This window comes from Pedobacter sp. AW31-3R, from assembly GCF_052180285.1.
Classification (GTDB): Bacteria; Bacteroidota; Bacteroidia; order Sphingobacteriales; family Sphingobacteriaceae; genus Pedobacter.
Genome location: NZ_CP197475.1, coordinates 58,798 through 77,909, shown reverse-complemented (window position 1 = coordinate 77,909; position 19,112 = coordinate 58,798). Strand labels below are relative to the sequence as shown.

The following is a 19,112-nucleotide window of genomic DNA, read 5'->3' as shown; positions in this document are numbered from 1 at the left end:
TCGACCTCTTCTTCCTATTTCAGCTGTTAGGCATATTTAAATAATGAGGCGCTGGCGCTACCCTGTGACCTTATAAACTGCGTCCTGATATTCAATTTGAGTGATTTGGTTGCTTGTCAGAGAATAAATCCTTAAAGCTACAACCTCAAAAGGAAAAAGAACAACTTCATTTCTGTGATATCTTTCCTCCAGCAAAATGTTTGCTGCGATAACCTTAAGATCTTCTGCAGGTATTTGCGCTAAAATTGCAGGGTCAATGATACTAATGATATCCTCTTCGGTCTGTGCACTATTGATGTCTCTAATCATGATTATTTTAAATTATGATTAAAGATTAACTATTTATTCAAATATTGCAGGTTACATTATTTAAAATAATCCGGTTGATATCTTCGAGATGCCACCTACTCAGTTCCAAATATATAATCTAGAGATTACACATAGAACAAATTCGACCTTATTAGCTTATATAACTACATTACAGTAAGTAATTTAATGCGAGCTCCGCGAGTAGTTTTATCTTTTAGTTCACTCACCTAACACCTCAATACCAAGATGTCAAATGCTGTATATTTTGGATATCCACAAAAAAACGGCCTTAATTATATAATTAAGGCCGTTTGTACATTTTGACTAGCTGTCTAGTGGTCCCGACGAGAATCGAACTCATATCTAAAGTTTAGGAAACTTCTATTCTATCCGTTGAACTACGGGACCCAAACTACCTATCTCACCACACTTCCATTAGCATGATTTTGAATAGGAGCCACAAAAGTAAGTTTTCCATCTGAATTTTCAGACATTAAAATCATTCCTTGTGATAAAATTCCTTTAATTTCTCTCGGGGCAAGGTTCACAACAAGGCTAACTTGCTGTCCGACAATAGCTGAAGGATCAAAAAATTCAGCAATCCCGGAGACCACCGTACGCTGGTCCAGCCCTGTATCCAGGGTAAGCTTCAATAATTTCTTAGTTTTCTCCACCTTCTCCGCAGCTATAATGGTCGCTACACGAATATCCAGAGCACTAAACTGATCAAAATCTATATTTTCTTTCGCAGGGGTAACGACAGCATTTGCGATAGAATTATCTACCTTACTTTGGTTCAGCTTATCAATCTGGGCCTGTACTTCTGCATCTTCAATCTTTTCAAACAACAGTACCGGCTCATTCAATTGATGGCCTCGCTGCAGTAAATCGGTTTTCCCTGCATCTTCCCATAAGTGACCGCCATAATTCAGCATCTTCATCAGTTTATTTGCCGTAAATGGTAAGAATGGCTCAATCAGAATCTCCAGGTTAGCCACAATCTGCAAGCTGATGTTTAAAATCGTACGTACACGGTCCTCATCAGTTTTAATCACCTTCCAGGGCTCCGTTTCTGCAAGATATTTATTTCCCAGACGGGCAACATTCATCACCTCAGTAAGTGCCTCCCTGAAACGGTAATTCTCTATAGAAGCACTAATTTTAGTAGGATATAAAGCCAGTTCATCGATCACTTGTTGATCCTGTTCGGTTACTTCCTTCAATACGGGCACCTTGCCCTCAAAATATTTATGGGTCAGCACCACCACCCTATTGATGAAATTGCCTAAAACAGCAACCAGCTCATTGTTATTTCTTGCCTGAAAGTCTTTCCAGGTAAAATCATTGTCTTTAGTTTCCGGAGCAGTTGAAGTCAGCACATAACGTAACACGTCCTGCTTATCCTTAAACTCCAGCAAATATTCATTTAACCATACTGCCCAGTTTTTTGACGTAGAAATCTTTTGTCCTTCCAGATTCAGGAATTCATTTGCCGGTACATTATCTGCAAGGGTATATCCTCCATGTGCCATCAGCATGGCCGGGAAGATAATACAATGGAATACAATATTATCCTTTCCGATGAAGTGAACCAGTTTAGTTGAATCATCTTTCCAGTAATCCTCCCAGTTTCCTTTCTCGACACCTGCCTGATTGATATAATATTCTTCCGATTTAGGATTCCAGACATCAAGTCGTGCATATTCGAACAGCTCTTTCGTTGCTGAGATATATCCTATTGGCGCATCAAACCAAACATACAATACTTTCCCTTCTGCATCCTTCACAGGAACTTTCACTCCCCAGTCCAGGTCCCTTGTCATCGCGCGGGGCTGTAAGCCTGCGTTTAACCAACTTTGACACTGTCCGTAGACATTTGGCTTCCATTCTTTGTGGCCTTCAATATAAGTCCTTAATTGCGCCTCATATTTCTCCAGCGGAAGAAACCAGTTCTTCGTTTCCCTTCTTACCGGTGGCTCACCAGACAAGGTTGATTTGGGATTAATCAGGTCAGTTGCATTCAGTGTACTTCCACAATTTTCACACTGATCCCCGTAAGCATTCTCATTGCCACATTTAGGACAAGTTCCGGTAATGTACCGGTCTGCCAGGAAGGTCTGTGCTTTTTCATCATAATACTGTTCGGTCACTTCTTCTGTAAACACCCCTTTATCATAAAGCGTTTCAAAAAAGTCAGATGCCGTCTGGTGATGCATGGCAGAAGACGTGCGGTGATAGATATCAAAAGACACCCCAAATTCTTTAAATGAATCGCCGATAATTTTGTGGTATTTATCTACGACCTCCTGAGGTGTAATTCCTTCCTTTTTAGCTTTCAGTGTGATAGGAACCCCATTTTCATCAGAGCCACAGATAAACTTCACATCCCTGTTATTAGAGCGCAGGAAGCGCACATAGGTATCCGCAGGTAAGTACACTCCTGCCAAATGTCCGATATGCACAGGACCATTCGTATAAGGCAAAGCTGCCGTAACGGTATATCTTTTTATTTTACTGTTATCCAAAACTATTTTTATTATTTTGTCAAAGATAAGTGTTTTACCCATGATTAAACAGCCACCTTACTTAAAAAAGAACGACAAAATTGCAATTGTATGCCCCGCAAAGAAATTGAAGAAGTCTATCGAACCTGCAATCGCTTTATTGGAAGAATGGGGACTGAAGGTGATCAGGGGAAAAACCATAGAGGCTGGTTATCATCAGTTTGCCGGAGACGATGCCTTACGCGCAGCAGATCTTCAGGTTTTTCTGGATGATCCAGAAATTAAAGCGATCATAGCGGGACGTGGGGGCTACGGCACTATACGTATTATAGACTTGCTCGATTTTACGGAATTCAATAAAAATCCTAAATGGATAGTTGGCTTTAGTGACATTACAGTTCTGCTTTCACATATCACTGGTGCTTTGCAGACACAAAGTATCCATGGGCAGATGCCTTCGACCTTTGAAGATGCCACTCCTGCTTCGCTGGAAGCATTAAAAAATGCACTTTTTGGTGAGGAAATAACTTATACTATTCCGGTTCATCCGCTCAATAGGAAAGGTGAAGCGGAAGGAATCCTGGTTGGCGGCAATCTCTCTATATTGATTGCGATGGAAGGATCTCCATCGGAGATGGACTATACGGACAAAATCCTATTTCTAGAAGACGTAGGGGAGTATGAATACAGTATCGACAGAATGCTTCGTCTTTTAAAACGGAGTGGGAAACTTTCCAGATTAAAAGGACTAATCATAGGAGCTTTTAACGAGATAAAAACAGAAGATATACCTTTCGGTCAAACAGCAGAACAGATCATCAAGGAAATAGTTAAAGAATATGCATATCCTACCTGCTTTAATTTTCCAGTTGGTCATATAACTGACAACAGGGCGATGATCTTGGGTAAACAAGTCACCTTATGTGTCAACGATAGATTCGTCAAACTGATACAGGAACAGAAATCAACCCAGTAAAGAGGCTGTCACAACTGAAATTGTGTGGATGAGAACTGAATATTTGAAGATATCCCTGTAAGGCTGGATACAGGTAACAGCAATGAAAAAGAGGGTGTATCAGAAACTTTTGATACACCCTCTTGAGATTTTATTATTTAACTAATTTTTATTGACCAGTACCACCGTAACCAGGGTTCTGTTGTGCAGCCAATGTCGGGTTAGAGTTAACTTCCGATAATGGGAATGGCCATAAGAACCTGAAGTTTGTGTAAGGAATTGCCTCCCTTGCAGGCGTTACTTGTGTCACACCATCATAAACAGTTCCAGAATTCACCTGTCCAACATTCAGTTTTGCAGGGATACCACCTTTTCCGTATGTAGCATCCAAAGCTAGGCGGTGTAAATCCGGCCATCTTTTACCTTCACCTGCAAATTCAACTCTTCTTTCATTCAAGATAGCCAACAGTAAATCTGCTGGTGCAGAAGTATAACGTGCAGCAGCAGGTACAGATCTGTTTCTTACTGCATTTAGCAAAACGAAAGCCTGTGCATTGTTACCACTACGAGCATCAGCTTCAGCAACATTTAACAACACTTCAGCATATCTGATAATAGGTGTCCAGGTCGCATTCGTAGTTGGATCGGTAAATTTATTATTGAAATAAATACCTGCTCCATTACTAACCTGAAGAAGGGATTTTCTTAAATCTCCAGCTACCCAGAAACTCGCATTGTATAAGTTTGGACTTGTAGCAACAAGGCTTCTTCCGCCTAAATTGGAAGGAAGGAACATACTTGACAAACCACCATTTACACCAGGATTAGAAGCCGCACTATTCGCAATAGAGAAAATAGACTCTGAGTTTGCACTATAGTTAGTGAAAGGATCAACAGGGCTTGCAGTAAGCGTGTAAGCACCGATAGGACTTGCGATAGTTCCAGTTAGGTTTGCACCTAATTTTGTGCCTTCAGCAATGACTGCTGCCCAGTCACCTTTATGCAATTGGATACGGGTTTTAAGCGCGATAGCTGCACCCTTTGTTGCCCTAGAGAAATTCGTAGACGTTGCACCCAGGTTTGCCTCTGCGAAATCAAGATCTGCAAGAAGATTAACATAATCTTCAGCTACAGTACCTCTTCCAAGACTAATTGGGTTATCTAATTCTGCTGCATTATTTACAGCAGTTAAACGATAAGGTACACCTGGTAAACTTCCGTTTGCATCTGCATAAGGTTTTGCAAAATGAAGCAGCAATTCATGGTGTGCCAGGGCACGTAGAAACCTGCTTTCCCCTTCGTAAGAATTTGCTTCTTCAGCCGTCAGGATACCATTTGCAGCGGCAGTTTTAACACCTGCAATCACAATGTTTGCCTGATTGATCAGGGCATATAGATTGTTCCAGTGATTTACATTATTTGCTGAAGAAGTTGAATAAGTAGCAGTATAAGTAATCGCGTAAAACTGTTGAAGATTTACCATATCCTCACCGCGCATTTCAGCTTGTTCAGTTGCTGCAGCACCGAAAGGATAACCTCTTCCTGCACCTGCACCAGTTCCGGCGTCATAAGTACCAACACCCGCTTGCTGATAAACACCATTCATAGCAAGCTCAATAGTTGCTTTAGTACTGAAAGCTGTACTCTCGTCAAGTTTATCCTGCGGTTTTAATTCCGTGAATTTTTTACAGGAGGCAGTAAATAATAGTAATCCTAAAAAAGAAAACAACATTACTTTCTGCAAACCTTTATTCGATATATTTTTGGTTTTCATTGTCTGATTTTTTTTGATTAAAAGCCTAAGTTAACTCCAAATGTATAAGTACGAGGAACTGGATTACTATTGTAATCAACACCAGGGGCTCTGTTATTATTAGAATCTGTAGTATATGATGTAGAAACTTCAGGATCCAATCCAGAATAACCTGTAATCACAAATGCATTTTGCACCTGAGCATAGATTCTTAATGAAGAGATTTGAAGTTTACTCAAAATAGAAGGAGCAAAAGTATATCCGAATGAGATATTCTGAGCTCTAAGGAACTTGCCGTCTTCTAAGAATCTGCTGTTAAGATTTCCTGTTTGTAATACCAATGCATCATCAGCGTAAGATAATTTAGGCACATCAGTGATTGTATTTGTAGGGCTCCATGCATTCAATACTTCAACACCATTGTTATGGAATTTCATACTGTTCAGGGCTTCCTGTCTGGTCACGTTGTAAATTTTATTACCCCCGCCAAAAGTAAGCATGATACCTAAATCAAATTTCTTGTAAGTAAATGTGTTATTGAAACCACCAAACCATGTTGGACTTGATTGTCCCAGTAATCTTTTATCTGATCCGCCAATTGCATAGGAAGCATCTGTATCTGAAAGGTCTCCTGGATTTTCTGGATTGAAACGGTACCAGTTATAATCATCCACATTGGTCTGAACAATAGTCCCGTCTGCTTTATAGAACATCTGGTTACCATTAGCCGGGTTTACACCTGCCGATTCGTATCCATAAAATGTACCAATAGCTTCTCCAATACGTGTAATATTGTAAGTGTTAATGAGATCAGCATTATTATTCGCAAGAGTTGTTACTTTATTTTTAACAAATGTTAAATTCAGATTCGAATTCCATCTGAAATCTTCTGTATCAATATTTGTCGTTGAAATCGAGAATTCCCATCCTTTATTGTTCATTGCACCTACGTTACCTGCATAATAATTATTAGGAATACCAAGAGATGATGGTGTAGGAATGTTGAGGATCAGGTTATCAATATCATTTTTAAAATAATCGGCCGTAAAATTAATTCTGTTGTTAAACATGGTTAAATCAAGACCTACGTTAATCTTTTTACTTGTTTCAAATGATAGGGCTGTATTTCCCAAACGGTCATAAAGAATACCGCTCACGTCTCCATACTGTACCGGACCAAATGTTCCAACAGAAGGAAAACGTCCGATTTCTACGTTACCCACTTTAGCGTAACCACCACGGATTTTCAAGTCGTTGATAAATTTCAAAGCATCTGAATTGCTGAAAAAGCTCTCTTTTGAGATTCTCCATCCAACAGAAGCTCCGGGTAATGTAGCTCCCTGGTTACCTATAGGAAGATTTGAAATATCATCCCTTCTAATTGAAGCAGATAACAAATATTTATCCTGGAAGGAATAACTTACTCTTCCGAATACCGAAGCCAAAGCAGAGTGATAAGCACCACCACCATAGAATTGATTAGCAAGGGAGTTAGAGATAATATTTCCATTTTCAGCAAAATATGGAATAGAAAGGTTTGTACCATTTGCTTCTATGAATCTTTGACGTTCTTTTTGGTATTCAAGACCTGCAACAGCATCTAATTTGTGATCTCCAAACGTTTTAGAATAGTCTAAGGTATTTTGCCAGTTGTATCTGAACAATGGCTGGTAGAATTGATCAACTAATCCATTGTAACCTCTTCCATCTCCATGAACAGGATTCCAGTACATGAAATCTTCTGTATTGATATAGTTGATACCAATCTGAGAAGTCGCATTCAATCCATCAAGAATATTCACTTTAACAAAAGCATTACCCGTAACATTCAAGGCCTGGGATCTGTATACATTATTTGCTAGAACGTAAGCAATATTCGGGAAGTTATCATCAATAGACTGCGTATTTGCACCAGCACCTAAAGCTACGTTGTCAGAAGTCAGGTTATAACTGCCATCCGGGTTCTTTACCCTCACATTTGGTAAAGCTCTTAATGCAGCAGCAACATTTCCTGAAAGGCCATTTGATCCAGCCCCATCATTCAATCCGTTATTTTTAGTATAAGTTACAGCAGTATTCACACCAAAAGTAACACGGTTATTAAAAGCTTTTTGCTCAACCTTTGTACGGAAGCTGTATTTACGCTGATCGTTACCTACTGTAGTTCCTTCAAGATCACTGAATCCTAAGGAAAGGTAATAGTTCGTCTGATCTGTAGCACCACTTATTGAAAAAGCATGGTTTTGTTGGAAACCGGTACGAAGAACCTGATCCTGCCAATCCGTATTTACTAGACTTCCATCCTCATTGTATTCAGCAACGGCTACAGGTGCACCATCCGGTTCAAAATATGAAAATTTTGCATTCTGAACCTGAATGAACTGTTCTGCATTCAAAAGCTTATAACGTTTAGAAGGTGTAGCCAGTGCTACCCATGAACTGTAGTTCATTTTTGCTTTTCCTGCCTTACCACGTTTTGTTGTAATCAAGACCACACCACCTGCAGCTCTAGATCCATAAATTGCAGTGGCAGCTCCGTCTTTGAGTACGTCATAACTTTCGATATCGTTTGGATTAATATCTCCCAATGGATTGTATTGGGTAACAGCACCCTGATCTCCAGTAAGATAAGGCACACCATCGACAACATACAATGGATCGCCGCTACCAGAAATCGAGTTCGTACCGCGAATACGGATTTTAGCTGGCTCACCTAAGATCCCACTGTTACTTTGTGCCTGAACACCTGTAACCTGGCCGGCTAACTGCTTGTCAAAACTTGGACTGGCAAGATTACTAATAGCATCACCTTTAACAGATCCAACAGACCCGGTGATGTCTTTACGCACCTGAGTACCATACCCAACAACAACAACTTCACTTAATCCTTTACTGTCCGCATCCAGTACAACATTAATTACAGCTGAAGATGTAATAGGCTTTGTCTGAGTCGTAAAACCGATAAAAGAGAATTGTAATGCGGTTGCACCGCGGGGAATACTTACGGTAAATTTACCATTGCTACCTGTGGTAGATCCACCAGCAGCACCAATAATTTTTACACTTACTCCAGGAAGTGGGAGCCCGTCTTCCTTACTTGTTACTGTCCCAGTAACTGTCCGGTCCTGTGCCATTGCAAAGTTTGCACACAGCAACATTACGAACAAACTTTGTAAAAGTTTTTTCATAAAAAAATTTAGGTTAATAGTTAATAATGACCCAATATACTAGATCTTTTATGGAAAATCTAGTATTCTGTGAAGATTTATTTACTACTAATGCTCTAAATGGTATTTAAGCCCCTAAAAACACAGAATAATATAAAAAAACAAACAATAATATTACAAAACGATTTAGCAAACCCTAATTCACAAGAAACAATGCATTCACAAACAATTGTTTTCCGCCCTCCCAAAATGATCGGAACAAAACATCATCAGAAAAGTAAATAATATTTCCTTTTTCAACAGGCTGAACTCCAAATAAGAGCCCATTATCAAGCTTTTTCCTCATCTTTTTACCTACTACACCTGAAACAAATGCTTCTGGCTTAATAAGGCCCACATTCCAGCCTTTTTCCAGGGGTTCAAATATTCTTCCATCTACTTTTAAGGTATAATACAGGTCGCCCAGACCTAAGGACAGCGGATGACTTTGATCAAGATTAACTTTATAGATAGCTCCTGGAATGGACTCCTCAAAATCATCTTTATCTTTAGAAGAATAGGCGCGTGAGGTATTTTCTTTATCAGCAACAACCGGATACTCTTTCTTTTTAATCGTAAAAGGTCTTATTCCTTCCACGCTGGCAATCGCTTCTTCCATAAGGATAACCTTTCCCCCTGCACTTATCCAGCTGTCTAACGTTTCCAGATGCTTTCGCATATAATCCCCATCCGGAAGGATCAGCACATTTATAGTTGCGAGATCCAGTTTCCCTAAATCCTGTTCCGCTATTACGCTCAGCGGATAATTCAGCTCACGCTCAAAGAAATGCCAAATCTCACCTACCCCCTGAGAAGATACGTCAGCACCCGCGACAACAGCTACTTTTGGTGCAGTCAGCAATGGGTAAACATAGGAACCAAAATCTCTACCCTTCTCGACAAAACCACTCGCAATAGCCGTAAATGTCTTATTAAATGATTTAGATATATCCGCAATCCTGACTGCCAGATTCGTATTTACCTTTTCATTCTCTGCCCTGTAAACCAATAACGCTCCAGTTTTATATACCTTCCCGGAAATGGTAAACTCCTGTTCTGCAATCCTCACTTTTACATTCGCCTTTTGCAGCGCAATTAACACCCGCGCATCTTCCACTGAATTCCATTCGAAAATCCAGGCATATGGATTGGCAACCAGCGAGGGGGCAACTTCCGCTTTTTCTTCCAGTGCTGCATAAACTCCATTAACTGATTCTTTAAGCGCGTACGCACTCAATCCATAGGCATAGGGCAATGCCCAGGCAGTAATATCGTAGGTATTGGAATCAGTCACCTTCGTATCCGGCTCAAAAAGGACATTGGCCAATACGGAAGCAGGCTGTTTCAGGTTAATTACGAGATCATTTCTGTTGATTTTAAAGTTCTCTGTTTTCCTGCTCTCGTAACTGAAGCCATTTAATGTTTTATCACCACCAAATGCATAAGCGATGTGGTTCTTTGACAGTAATTCTGCCAACTTTTTTAATCGTGCGATATTATCGGCTTTAACCACATAGGATTTATAGATTCCAGGCGATACGGTGATGGACTGCTCGAAATAGCGTTTGAATTCAGACACCAGCTTTCCTGCATTTTTAGATACGGTCTCCAGCGTAGCCAGGCTGGTCGCATAATGGTGATCAATCCGATCTTTCAGCGTTAATGTATCCCCACTTGCTGTTTTTATGGCAAGCCCTGCATTTATCCCCCCTTGTTCATACGTCATTCCTATAGCACCATTATATAAAGGATAAGTATCTCCATAAGAAGGATACAACAGGTCAAAACGTTCCTTGGTAAAGTACTGCCATCCATTCTGATCAAAGTATTTCGCATTATTTTTCCCCACGATGACCTGAAAGTCTTTTTGAAAAGCAGTAATGTCCTGGTGGACCGGCTCTGCGGCAGGAGCAAAATAATAAGGATCATTATATCCCTGCTCATGGAAATCCACATGTACCTCTGGCATCCATAAATGATATAAGGCAAGACGCTGTTGGGTTTCTACCTGCGACTGCCAGGCCCAATCCCTATTCAGATCGAAATAATAATGGTTTACCCTTCCCCTTGGCCATGGCTCGATATGTTCTCTCGCAGCAGGATTGGCATCCGGGACATTCCGGCTTACCGAATTAAAAAAATTCACATACCGCTCCCTTCCATCAGGATTCAGGCAAGGATCTATAATCACTACTGTATTTTTTAGCCATGAAGTAACATCCTGACTTGGTGCCCCGGCAAAAGTGTACAGTGTCCGCATGGAGGTTTCTGAAGAACTGGCTTCATTTCCATGTACATTATAGCTTAACCACAATATTGCAGGTTGTGTGGCGAGGTTCTGCTCTTGTCTTTCAGCCTTACTTAATCCAATATTCGTTTTTCTGATCTGCTCCAGATTGTTCATATTCTCACCTGAAGAAACGACAGCCACCATAAGTTCCCTATTTTCATAGGTTTTTCCATAATCAATCAGACGGATGTTCTTGTTTAATCCTGCCAGGTACCTATAATAAGCTACAATCTGGCTATGTGGCGTAAACCTGCTACCGAGGGGATATCCCAGAAATTCATCAGGCGATTTTATTTGCGCCAGCAATGTCGTAACAGCAAAAAATAAGAACAGGAAGGAAAGACTGGTTTTTTTCATTTGAGTGCTTGTTGTAATTCGGATGAAACCATCATGGACTGCAGTTCAGGTGGTGATACGATAAATCTGTTCATGATAATTTCATTAGAATAAGGTTGGTTGAGGAAAGCTTAGTGGTTTGTTTATGCTGCAAAATACTAAAGAATATTTTTTGTTTGTAATGCTTAATGTAATTTTACCAAATACACTTAGAATAATAATAAGCCATGTCCAATATTCCATTGATTTATCAGCATTATTTATCACAGCGCATCATTTGTACAGATACCAGGAACATTATTCCCGGCTGTCTGTTTTTCGCACTGAAAGGCGATAATTTTGATGCCAATACTTTCGCGCAGCACGCAATGGAACAGGGCGCAGCTATTGCCATCATTGATAATTCCGCATACCTGTTGAATGAGCAGTACATTCTCGTGGAAAACGTCCTGGAGACACTCCAAGAGCTGGCCAGGCACCACCGGGAGCAGCTCCATATTCCGGTAATCGGCTTGACAGGGAGTAATGGAAAAACCACAACAAAAGAACTGATCAATGCCATTCTCAGGGAGAAATACCACACATTCGCCACCAAAGGAAATTTAAACAACCATATCGGTGTTCCCTTGTCTGTATTATCAATTACGGAGGATACCGAAATTGCGGTCATTGAAATGGGGGCAAACCACCAGAAAGAGATTGAGTTTCTTTGCACCATCGCACAGCCAACCCATGGAATGATTACCAATATAGGAAAAGCCCACCTTGAAGGTTTTGGTGGATTTGAAGGCGTCAAAAAAGGGAAAGCAGAACTTTATGCCTATCTGAAAAAAGAAAACGGGCTTGCTTTTGTGAACAGAGATAGTAGCGCCCTTATGGAAATGAGTACAATGCTTAGCGCAGAAAATATCATTTATTATGGAACGGATAGAAATAATGCCGTTATTGGAACCCTTGTGGCAGCAGACCCGGTGATTCAGCTGGATTGGACTAAAGGAGACCAGACTTTTAATACGGGCACCCAACTGACAGGGACCTATAATTTCGAAAATATCCTGGCTGCGATAACTATTGGCGACTTTTTCTCCCTAAGCCCTGCTCAGATCAACCAGGGTTTGGAAGCATATACCCCCATAAATAACAGGTCCCAGTTAAAAAAGACAATGACCAATACCGTGATCTGCGATTTCTATAATGCTAATCCTAGCAGTATGGCTGCGGCACTAACAAATATTGCCACCCTGGAAAGTGCGCACAAGGTAGCGATCATTGGCGACATGTTTGAGCTGGGTGATGAATCCGCCGCACAGCACCATGAAATTGCCAGCCTGAGCGAAACATTGGATGTGGATAGCGTCATCTTTATAGGAAAAGACTTTTACGCTTTGAAAGACACTTTTAAAGGTCATTTTTTTGATACTCCGGGAGCCGCAAAAGAATGGTTGAAAAACAATCCGATAATCAATAGCCTTGTTTTACTTAAAGGCTCAAGGGGAATGGCGCTGGAACAGTTACTGCCATTATTATAAGGTACAATTGACGTATCCTCTAGATTAGACCATTTGTGAAGTAAAACCAGTATAAAAAAAGCTGTGCTATACTCCATTCCTCTGCCTGTACGCGGCTTAAAAAAAAGGAGCAGAAAACGATGCTTTCTGCTCCTTTTTAATCCTTGGTCATAGGCCCACTTTTTGAGGGGACACCATCTTGCTGATTCGACCTTCGAATATGCTCAAAAAGTAAAATTATTTTGCAACCACCTCAGTGATCATTATGCCTGCATCACTAATCTCTTTTAATGGATTGTCACGCATATTCTGTTCAATTTCTATCGTATATTTCCCTCCTGCAGGAAAATGGTAGTCAGATAAAAGCGGCAAAACATACGTATATAAATTCCCAGATCCTCTCCCCAGCCACTGTCCGTCGGCTTCGGCAAGTTTATAGCCATAACGTCGTGTAACTTTAGCTTTACCACCGCCACTTACAGACATTAATATATAAATGTTAGCATATCTGTAATCTGCCGTATGGCGCAGCTTGAATTTAAGCGTGTAAGCCTTACTGCTGTCTTTTATCTCAACTTCTGCCTTCACCCTATTCACATAACTCCAGTTACGCTTGGGCATCGACTCATTGGTATCTACAAGGTTATTGGTCGTACAGCCACTCAAAAAAAGAAGCGGTACAAATAAACTGAACCCCAATAGTAGACTTCTAAGCACCTTCATTTTTAGGTTTATCTGAAGAAGGTTTATTACGCCTTCTATTGTTATTCCTGTTCCTATTATTTTTTGCCGGTGATGGTCCTGTAGCTTCTCCTCCCTCTCCCTGGCCCAGCACTTCAGGAGTTTTTTTCAACGCTGCATTGTTCCCTGGTTCAGTTTGTTTCTGTGGATTAGACAGATTCGGTTGAGGTCTTGGTCCCTGGTTATTTTTTTGTGCAGGCTGCCTGTTCTTTTGTACAGGTTGTTCTGTTTTCTCTCCCTGTTGGTTAGCTTTACCCTGCTGCACAGGCTTCCCTTGCTGGGCAGTTTTCGGTGCCTGCTGTTTTTGCTGCCCCTGGTTCGCTTTCTGTGAAGGCTGATTTACCTTTTGCACTGCAGCACCTGTTTTCGGAGCAGGTTGACCGGCCTTCTGAGACTGTTGGGCCGGACGTGCTGTCCGCTCGGTTTTACCATTCGGGTTGGCATTTTTATTCTTGTTGTTCCGGTTATTCCTGTTTTTCGGACGTTCATCCAGACGTGTCAGGCTATCCTGACCAACCACATTTTCATAATCGTGCACTTTTTCGATCACTACCGTTGTAGCCAGTTCTATGGCCTCATCTTTCAGGTTACTCGGCTTCTGGCCTTTCTTATTCATGGACATGATTTCTTTCACCCTGTCCACCTTCAAAGGAATCCAGTCTTCCTGATTAGGGTAACTGAACCACATAATTTTTTTAAAAATATCTGTTTTCTGATGGCGGGCAACACCTATTTCTGTCATCAGGTTATCCACTCTGTCCGGAATATCCTTTAAAGCATCCAGATAGGTATCCAGCTCGTAATTCAGGCAGCACTTTAACTTTCCGCATTGTCCGGCAAGCTTCAGCGTATTTAAAGAAAGGTTCTGATACCTCGCCGCAGCGGTAGACACTGTTTTAAAATTGGTCAGCCAGGTAGAACAGCACAGTTCGCGTCCGCATGAACCAATTCCCCCGAGTCTCCCGGCTTCCTGGCGCATTCCAATCTGGCGCATCTCGATTCTTATCCTGAAGGTTTCCGCCATCTTCTTGATCAGCTCCCTGAAATCTACCCTGCCTTCTGCAGTATAAAAGAAAGTGGCTTTGGTTTTATCTCCCTGGTAATCTACATCACTGATTTTCATCGATAAGCGAAGGTCCAAAGCCAATGTTCTGGCTTTATGCATAGTTTCCCATTCCAGGCCTTTAGCCAGTTTCCACTTATCTACGTCTGCTTCAGTTGCTTTCCTGTAAATTTTACGGGTAACCTGATCCAACGCCGTTTTACGGCGTTTCATCTGCATACGTACCAGTTCCCCGGTCAGGGAAACATGTCCGATATCATAACCTCCGGTAGACCCTTCAACAGCAATTAATTCCCCGATTTCAAGGTATATATTGTCTGAATTGAGATAAAATTCTTTCCTGGCACCTTTAAATTTGACTTCTATGACCTGGAAAGGTATATAATTGGAAGGCATATCTAAATTAGACAGCCAATCGTGTACTTCCATTTTCTGGCAGCCTCCGGTAAGGCAAGAGCCATTACTTTTGCAGCCTGAGGGGGCACAGCCACCTCCTGTAGAACAACTTCCACATCCCATAACTAATTGTATATATATTGAGTCCCTTTCGGGAACGTTTTAAACTTTATTATTTTAACCAGTTGTAAAGATACATCTAAAAACAGAATTTTAGGGTTTGCATTCCGTTCGATGTGGTAATGTGCCTGCTCCAGCTCCGTAATTATTGCCGAAGCCATGTTCAGGTCAAGTACATGTTTACTGAGCTTTTGTGCGGTCTCCAGTGCCCTGACGGGCAATTTCACCAGACTTTCTGCACCGCTGATGATTAAACTGCACTCCCGTAAAAAATTAATTCCGTAACGCAGAAAATTCTTCTGGTTCTCTCTGCCCCAGCCGGCAGCCTGATCCACGAATGCGATCAGATCGGGCACCCTGTTGCCATAACCGCGGCGCAACCACTCCGCAAAGATTTCTGCATTGTCATTGTGTGCCTGTGCAGAGAGTGATTTTGCTTCAATTAAATTGCCATCTGCCAGAAAACTATAATTTGACGCTATTTCAACAGAAAGCCGGTCATGTTGAATCAGGTATTGCTCAATCGTCTGATCAGACAGCTTTGGGATTTTTACAATCTGTGTCCTGGACAGCAGTGTCGATAAAATATGTTCCTGATTATTCGCAACCAATAAGAACAGTGTATTTGCCGGTGGTTCTTCAATGATTTTCAGCAAAGAATTCCCTTCCTTTTCCAGATATTCGGGAAGCCACATGATCAGCACTTTGGTTTCAGCCTCAAATGCTTTATAACTTAATTTCTTTATGATATCATGGCATTCCGCAATATTAATATTTGCCTGCTTATTGTCTGCACTTAACCGTGAACGCCAGATATCCAGATCCACATAAGGATCGTTCAGCAGCATTAACCGCCACTCATCCAATACATCCACGGCAATTTTAACATCTTTAGAAGCAAAAAAAGGATACGAGAAATGAAGATCAGGATGAATGTACCGTTCGTACTTCCGGCAGGAGGAACAAACGCCGCAACTATCTGCGGGATTTCTATCCAAACAATTGATATACTGCGCATAAGCAATCGCCAAAGGCAAAGCACCTGTACCTTCAGCAGAGAGAAACAACTGGGCATGACTCACCCTGTTTTCAACTACTGTCTGTATCAGCTGCTGCTTTATTTCCTCTTGTCCGATGATGTCTTTAAACTGCATTTGGTGCAAAATAGTAAATTTATAACAATCTTTGCAGCTATGGCCCGTATTATCGCATTTGATTTTGGCACCAAACGTATCGGCATTGCCGTCACAGATCCCCTGCAAATTATTGCTACAGGCATGGATACCGTACACCCAAAAGATATCGTCGATTATTTAAAAAAATATCTTTTAACAGAACAGGTAGAATCCTTTGTCCTGGGCGACCCAAAGCAAATGGATGGCAGTCCATCGGAATCAGCCCAGCATGTGAAAGGCTTCGCGACTATACTGAAAAAGAACTTTCCAGAGATCCCCTTGCATTGGGTAGACGAACGGTTTACCTCAAAACTTGCCCATCAGGCAATTCTGCAAAGCGGACTGAAAAAACAAGACCGAAGGAATAAGGAACGGGTCGATACGATTGCGGCAACAATCATTTTGCAATATTTTATGGAAGAACACCGTTTATAAAGAATTACATGAGCCTGATTAAAGAAGACTTACAAGATTTATTACTTAAATTCTGCGAACCGGAGAGCAGGTTGCTACAGCGTATTGACAGGGAAACACATTTAAAGGTATTGATGCCAAGAATGCTGTCCGGTCACTACCAGGGTCGCGTATTAAGTCTGTTAAGCAAAATGGTCAGCCCGAAACGAATTCTTGAAATCGGTACTTTTACCGGTTACGCCACTTTATGCCTTGCGGAAGGACTGGCAGATGACGGTATACTTTTTACCCTTGATATCAACGTGGAACTGGAAGACCGCGTCCGGGGTTATTTCTCCGAATCACCCTTCAATTCAAAAATTAAATACATCCTTGGCGATGCCACACATACTGTAAATGATCTGGACGAGTGTTTTGACCTCGTTTTTATCGATGCAGATAAGAAGAATAACGGAACTTATTATGACCTTGTATTCGACCGCGTGAGGCCCGGAGGGATCATTATAGTAGACAATGTGTTATGGAGCGGAAAAGTACTGACGCAACAGCAAGACAAAGACACGAAGAATATCAGTACATTTAATGATAAAGTAGCAGCAGACGACAGGGTGGAAAAATTGATCCTGCCCGTCCGGGACGGCTTATTTATCATCAGAAAAAAATAAATAAAATGATGAGTACACCAAAAGCACAATGCCAGCAATAAAACAGCTTTTGATCGCTTTATCGCCTATTAAAAATTAAAAAAATGATGAAAAACCTATTGCTTATTTGGCTGAGCATTACTTTACTGGGCACAACGACTATCGCCCATGGCCAAACCATCCAGGACTATGTGGAAGAGCATACAGAACATGCCCAGGAGCTGATGAGAGAAAACGAAGTGCCGGCAAGTGTAATCTTAGCTGTTGCCATCCATGAATCAGCCGCCGGAAAAAGTAAAATAGCCCGCCACCTGAATAACCATTTCGGGATTAAAGGTCCGAATAACAGTACAGTAATCAACTCCTCTTACCGCGGATATGATGCCGTGGAAGATTCTTATGACAGTTTTGTAGAAGTCCTTCACAATTCCTCATTTAATAAGCTTTTTGATAAATACGATCAATACGATTACAATGGCTGGGCCAGGGGAATACAGCGCAATGGGTATGCCAGCAGCAGAACCTGGGCATCCCAGGTGATCGCGATTATCAAGAAATATGAATTGTACCAGTATGACGACCGCCCTGATGATTATATAGCCCCGACACCACCGGCACCTGTAGGGAGAAAGAAACGCCATTACAGTGCAGGAAGTAAATACCGCTCCTCTTCCAAAAAGAAAGGTTATGCTTCATCGAAGAAAACATATACCGTAAGGAAAGGGGACAACCTCAACAGGATCGCCGAATCACGCGGTACCACGGCTAAAGAATTAATGCGCAAAAACGGACTTAAAAAATCGGCATTACAACCCGGACAGAAAATCAGACTTTAATGAGACAACTATTCATCCCTATAGTGCTCATTGCAGCGCTTTGTTTTTCCAGCTGCAAAAGCAGACAATACCACCGCAACAATCAACAGATTGAAAGGGCAGCGAACAAAGCAAATCCGAATTTTAAGGATTATACCACGCTGACCTATATCGATGCCTTTAAGGGTGTGGCTATTGAAGAGATGAATGCCTATGGTATCCCTGCAAGTATTACCCTGGCACAGGGAATCATTGAGTCCGGTAGCGGCAACAGCAGCCTGGCGAAGTACGCAAACAACCATTTTGGGATTAAATGTACCTCAGATTACCGCGGTAAAGCTTATTACAAAGACGATGATAAGAGTAACGATTGCTTCAGGGTATATAAAGATGCAAGGGAGTCTTACAAAGACCACTCGGAATTCCTGAAAAGAAAACGATACAGTGCCCTTTTTGAACTGGATAAAAACGATTATAAAAATTGGGCAAAAGGATTAAAACAGGCTGGATATGCGACAAATCCGCGTTACCCCGACCTGCTGATCAATACGATTGAGAAATACCAGCTTTACCAGTATGATCAGTCTGAATCAGAACCCGAAAAAATTAAACGTGAAGACCGTGTATTTACAGAGATCAATGCCAATATCCCTAAAGAGAAAAAGAAATTTACTCCTGTAGAAACTCCACCTTCACGTCAGACGATCAATACCACCTCTCCGAATTATGTTGTGCAAAAGGGAGACACCCTGTTCAACATTGCGAAAAGGTACAACATGACTGTAGACGAATTAAAAGAGCTGAACAATCTGGCAGATAACGGCATAAAAATTGGGCAAACGCTTGTGGTAGTTAAATAATGTTAATAAAGCGTGCCTGAAAA

14 protein-coding genes and 1 tRNA gene are annotated in these 19,112 nt (G+C 41.3%); 6 read left to right on the top strand and 9 right to left on the bottom strand.

Features of this window, described 5'->3' with window-relative positions; all coding sequences use genetic code 11:
* Positions 1-57: 57 nt before the first annotated feature.
* The 3 genes from ACSBL2_RS00350 to metG all read right to left on the bottom strand — a co-directional run bounded on the left by ACSBL2_RS00350 (position 58) and on the right by metG (position 2,876).
* Positions 58-309 carry a hypothetical protein gene (locus ACSBL2_RS00350; protein WP_442589687.1) on the bottom strand — a complete coding sequence of 84 codons (252 nt, stop codon included), beginning with the start codon at positions 307-309 and terminating at the stop codon, positions 58-60.
* A 336-nt stretch (positions 310-645) separates the two neighbouring features.
* Positions 646-717, bottom strand: a tRNA-Arg gene (locus tag ACSBL2_RS00345).
* 8 nt (positions 718-725) lie between these two features.
* Positions 726-2,876 carry a methionine--tRNA ligase gene (metG, locus tag ACSBL2_RS00340; protein ID WP_442589686.1) on the bottom strand — a complete coding sequence of 717 codons (2,151 nt, stop codon included), beginning with the start codon at positions 2,874-2,876 and terminating at the stop codon, positions 726-728.
* Here metG and ACSBL2_RS00335 point away from each other — a divergent pair.
* Positions 2,875-3,789 (top strand): S66 peptidase family protein, encoded by a 915-nt coding sequence (locus ACSBL2_RS00335; RefSeq protein WP_442589685.1) that lies wholly within the window; start codon positions 2,875-2,877, stop codon positions 3,787-3,789. The genes metG and ACSBL2_RS00335 overlap by 2 nt on opposite strands.
* A gap of 148 nt (positions 3,790-3,937) precedes the next feature.
* Here the strand turns inward: ACSBL2_RS00335 and ACSBL2_RS00330 are convergent, their stop codons facing one another.
* The 3 genes from ACSBL2_RS00330 to ACSBL2_RS00320 all read right to left on the bottom strand — a co-directional run bounded on the left by ACSBL2_RS00330 (position 3,938) and on the right by ACSBL2_RS00320 (position 11,374).
* Positions 3,938-5,542, bottom strand: coding sequence for a RagB/SusD family nutrient uptake outer membrane protein (locus tag ACSBL2_RS00330; protein WP_442589684.1), 1,605 nt, complete (start codon positions 5,540-5,542; stop codon positions 3,938-3,940).
* Between the two features lie 17 nt (positions 5,543-5,559).
* Entirely contained in the window at positions 5,560-8,709 is a 3,150-nt protein-coding gene (locus ACSBL2_RS00325) for a SusC/RagA family TonB-linked outer membrane protein (protein ID WP_442589683.1), read from the bottom strand.
* 175 nt (positions 8,710-8,884) lie between these two features.
* On the bottom strand, positions 8,885-11,374 hold the full coding sequence (locus tag ACSBL2_RS00320) for a M14 metallopeptidase family protein (protein WP_442589682.1): 2,490 nt from the start codon (positions 11,372-11,374) through the stop codon (positions 8,885-8,887).
* Between the two features lie 206 nt (positions 11,375-11,580).
* Here ACSBL2_RS00320 and ACSBL2_RS00315 point away from each other — a divergent pair, with 206 nt between their 5' ends.
* Positions 11,581-12,882 carry a UDP-N-acetylmuramoyl-tripeptide--D-alanyl-D-alanine ligase gene (locus ACSBL2_RS00315; protein ID WP_442589681.1) on the top strand — a complete coding sequence of 434 codons (1,302 nt, stop codon included), beginning with the start codon at positions 11,581-11,583 and terminating at the stop codon, positions 12,880-12,882.
* Positions 12,883-13,098: 216 nt separating this feature from the next.
* Here the strand turns inward: ACSBL2_RS00315 and ACSBL2_RS00310 are convergent, their stop codons facing one another.
* The 3 genes from ACSBL2_RS00310 to ACSBL2_RS00300 are packed head-to-tail and all read right to left on the bottom strand — an operon-like array spanning position 13,099 to position 16,335.
* The gene (locus ACSBL2_RS00310) at positions 13,099-13,584 is read right to left on the bottom strand and encodes a gliding motility lipoprotein GldH (protein WP_442589680.1); all 486 of its coding nucleotides are present in this window, start codon (positions 13,582-13,584) and stop codon (positions 13,099-13,101) included.
* Positions 13,571-15,184 carry a regulatory iron-sulfur-containing complex subunit RicT gene (gene ricT / locus ACSBL2_RS00305; protein ID WP_442589679.1) on the bottom strand — a complete coding sequence of 538 codons (1,614 nt, stop codon included), beginning with the start codon at positions 15,182-15,184 and terminating at the stop codon, positions 13,571-13,573. The genes ACSBL2_RS00310 and ricT overlap by 14 nt, the downstream gene beginning before the upstream one ends.
* A 2-nt stretch (positions 15,185-15,186) precedes the next feature.
* Positions 15,187-16,335, bottom strand: coding sequence for a DNA polymerase III subunit (locus ACSBL2_RS00300; RefSeq protein WP_442589678.1), 1,149 nt, complete (start codon positions 16,333-16,335; stop codon positions 15,187-15,189).
* A gap of 39 nt (positions 16,336-16,374) precedes the next feature.
* Between ACSBL2_RS00300 and ruvX the strand changes: the two genes are divergently transcribed.
* From ruvX to ACSBL2_RS00280, 4 genes are all read left to right on the top strand, one after another.
* Positions 16,375-16,791, top strand: a complete 417-nt coding sequence (gene ruvX / locus ACSBL2_RS00295) for a Holliday junction resolvase RuvX (RefSeq protein WP_442589677.1) — start codon at positions 16,375-16,377, stop codon at positions 16,789-16,791.
* Positions 16,792-16,799: 8 nt separating this feature from the next.
* Positions 16,800-17,435 (top strand): O-methyltransferase, encoded by a 636-nt coding sequence (locus ACSBL2_RS00290; RefSeq protein ID WP_442589676.1) that lies wholly within the window; start codon positions 16,800-16,802, stop codon positions 17,433-17,435.
* An 83-nt stretch (positions 17,436-17,518) separates the two neighbouring features.
* Positions 17,519-18,250, top strand: coding sequence for a glucosaminidase domain-containing protein (locus ACSBL2_RS00285; RefSeq protein WP_442589675.1), 732 nt, complete (start codon positions 17,519-17,521; stop codon positions 18,248-18,250).
* On the top strand, positions 18,250-19,089 hold the full coding sequence (locus ACSBL2_RS00280; protein WP_442589674.1) for a glucosaminidase domain-containing protein: 840 nt from the start codon (positions 18,250-18,252) through the stop codon (positions 19,087-19,089). The genes ACSBL2_RS00285 and ACSBL2_RS00280 overlap by 1 nt, the downstream gene beginning before the upstream one ends.
* The last annotated feature ends 23 nt before the right edge of the window (positions 19,090-19,112 follow it).

Coding starts and splice junctions, on each gene's coding strand:
- ACSBL2_RS00350 (WP_442589687.1), bottom strand. CDS start 309: ATGATTAGAGACATCAATAGTGCACAGACCGAAGAGGATATCATTAGT.
- ACSBL2_RS00335 (WP_442589685.1), top strand. CDS start 2,875: ATGATTAAACAGCCACCTTACTTAAAAAAGAACGACAAAATTGCAATT.
- metG (WP_442589686.1), bottom strand. CDS start 2,876: ATGGGTAAAACACTTATCTTTGACAAAATAATAAAAATAGTTTTGGAT.
- ACSBL2_RS00330 (WP_442589684.1), bottom strand. CDS start 5,542: ATGAAAACCAAAAATATATCGAATAAAGGTTTGCAGAAAGTAATGTTG.
- ACSBL2_RS00325 (WP_442589683.1), bottom strand. CDS start 8,709: ATGAAAAAACTTTTACAAAGTTTGTTCGTAATGTTGCTGTGTGCAAAC.
- ACSBL2_RS00320 (WP_442589682.1), bottom strand. CDS start 11,374: ATGAAAAAAACCAGTCTTTCCTTCCTGTTCTTATTTTTTGCTGTTACG.
- ACSBL2_RS00315 (WP_442589681.1), top strand. CDS start 11,581: ATGTCCAATATTCCATTGATTTATCAGCATTATTTATCACAGCGCATC.
- ACSBL2_RS00310 (WP_442589680.1), bottom strand. CDS start 13,584: ATGAAGGTGCTTAGAAGTCTACTATTGGGGTTCAGTTTATTTGTACCG.
- ricT (WP_442589679.1), bottom strand. CDS start 15,184: ATGGGATGTGGAAGTTGTTCTACAGGAGGTGGCTGTGCCCCCTCAGGC.
- ACSBL2_RS00300 (WP_442589678.1), bottom strand. CDS start 16,335: ATGCAGTTTAAAGACATCATCGGACAAGAGGAAATAAAGCAGCAGCTG.
- ruvX (WP_442589677.1), top strand. CDS start 16,375: ATGGCCCGTATTATCGCATTTGATTTTGGCACCAAACGTATCGGCATT.
- ACSBL2_RS00290 (WP_442589676.1), top strand. CDS start 16,800: ATGAGCCTGATTAAAGAAGACTTACAAGATTTATTACTTAAATTCTGC.
- ACSBL2_RS00285 (WP_442589675.1), top strand. CDS start 17,519: ATGATGAAAAACCTATTGCTTATTTGGCTGAGCATTACTTTACTGGGC.
- ACSBL2_RS00280 (WP_442589674.1), top strand. CDS start 18,250: ATGAGACAACTATTCATCCCTATAGTGCTCATTGCAGCGCTTTGTTTT.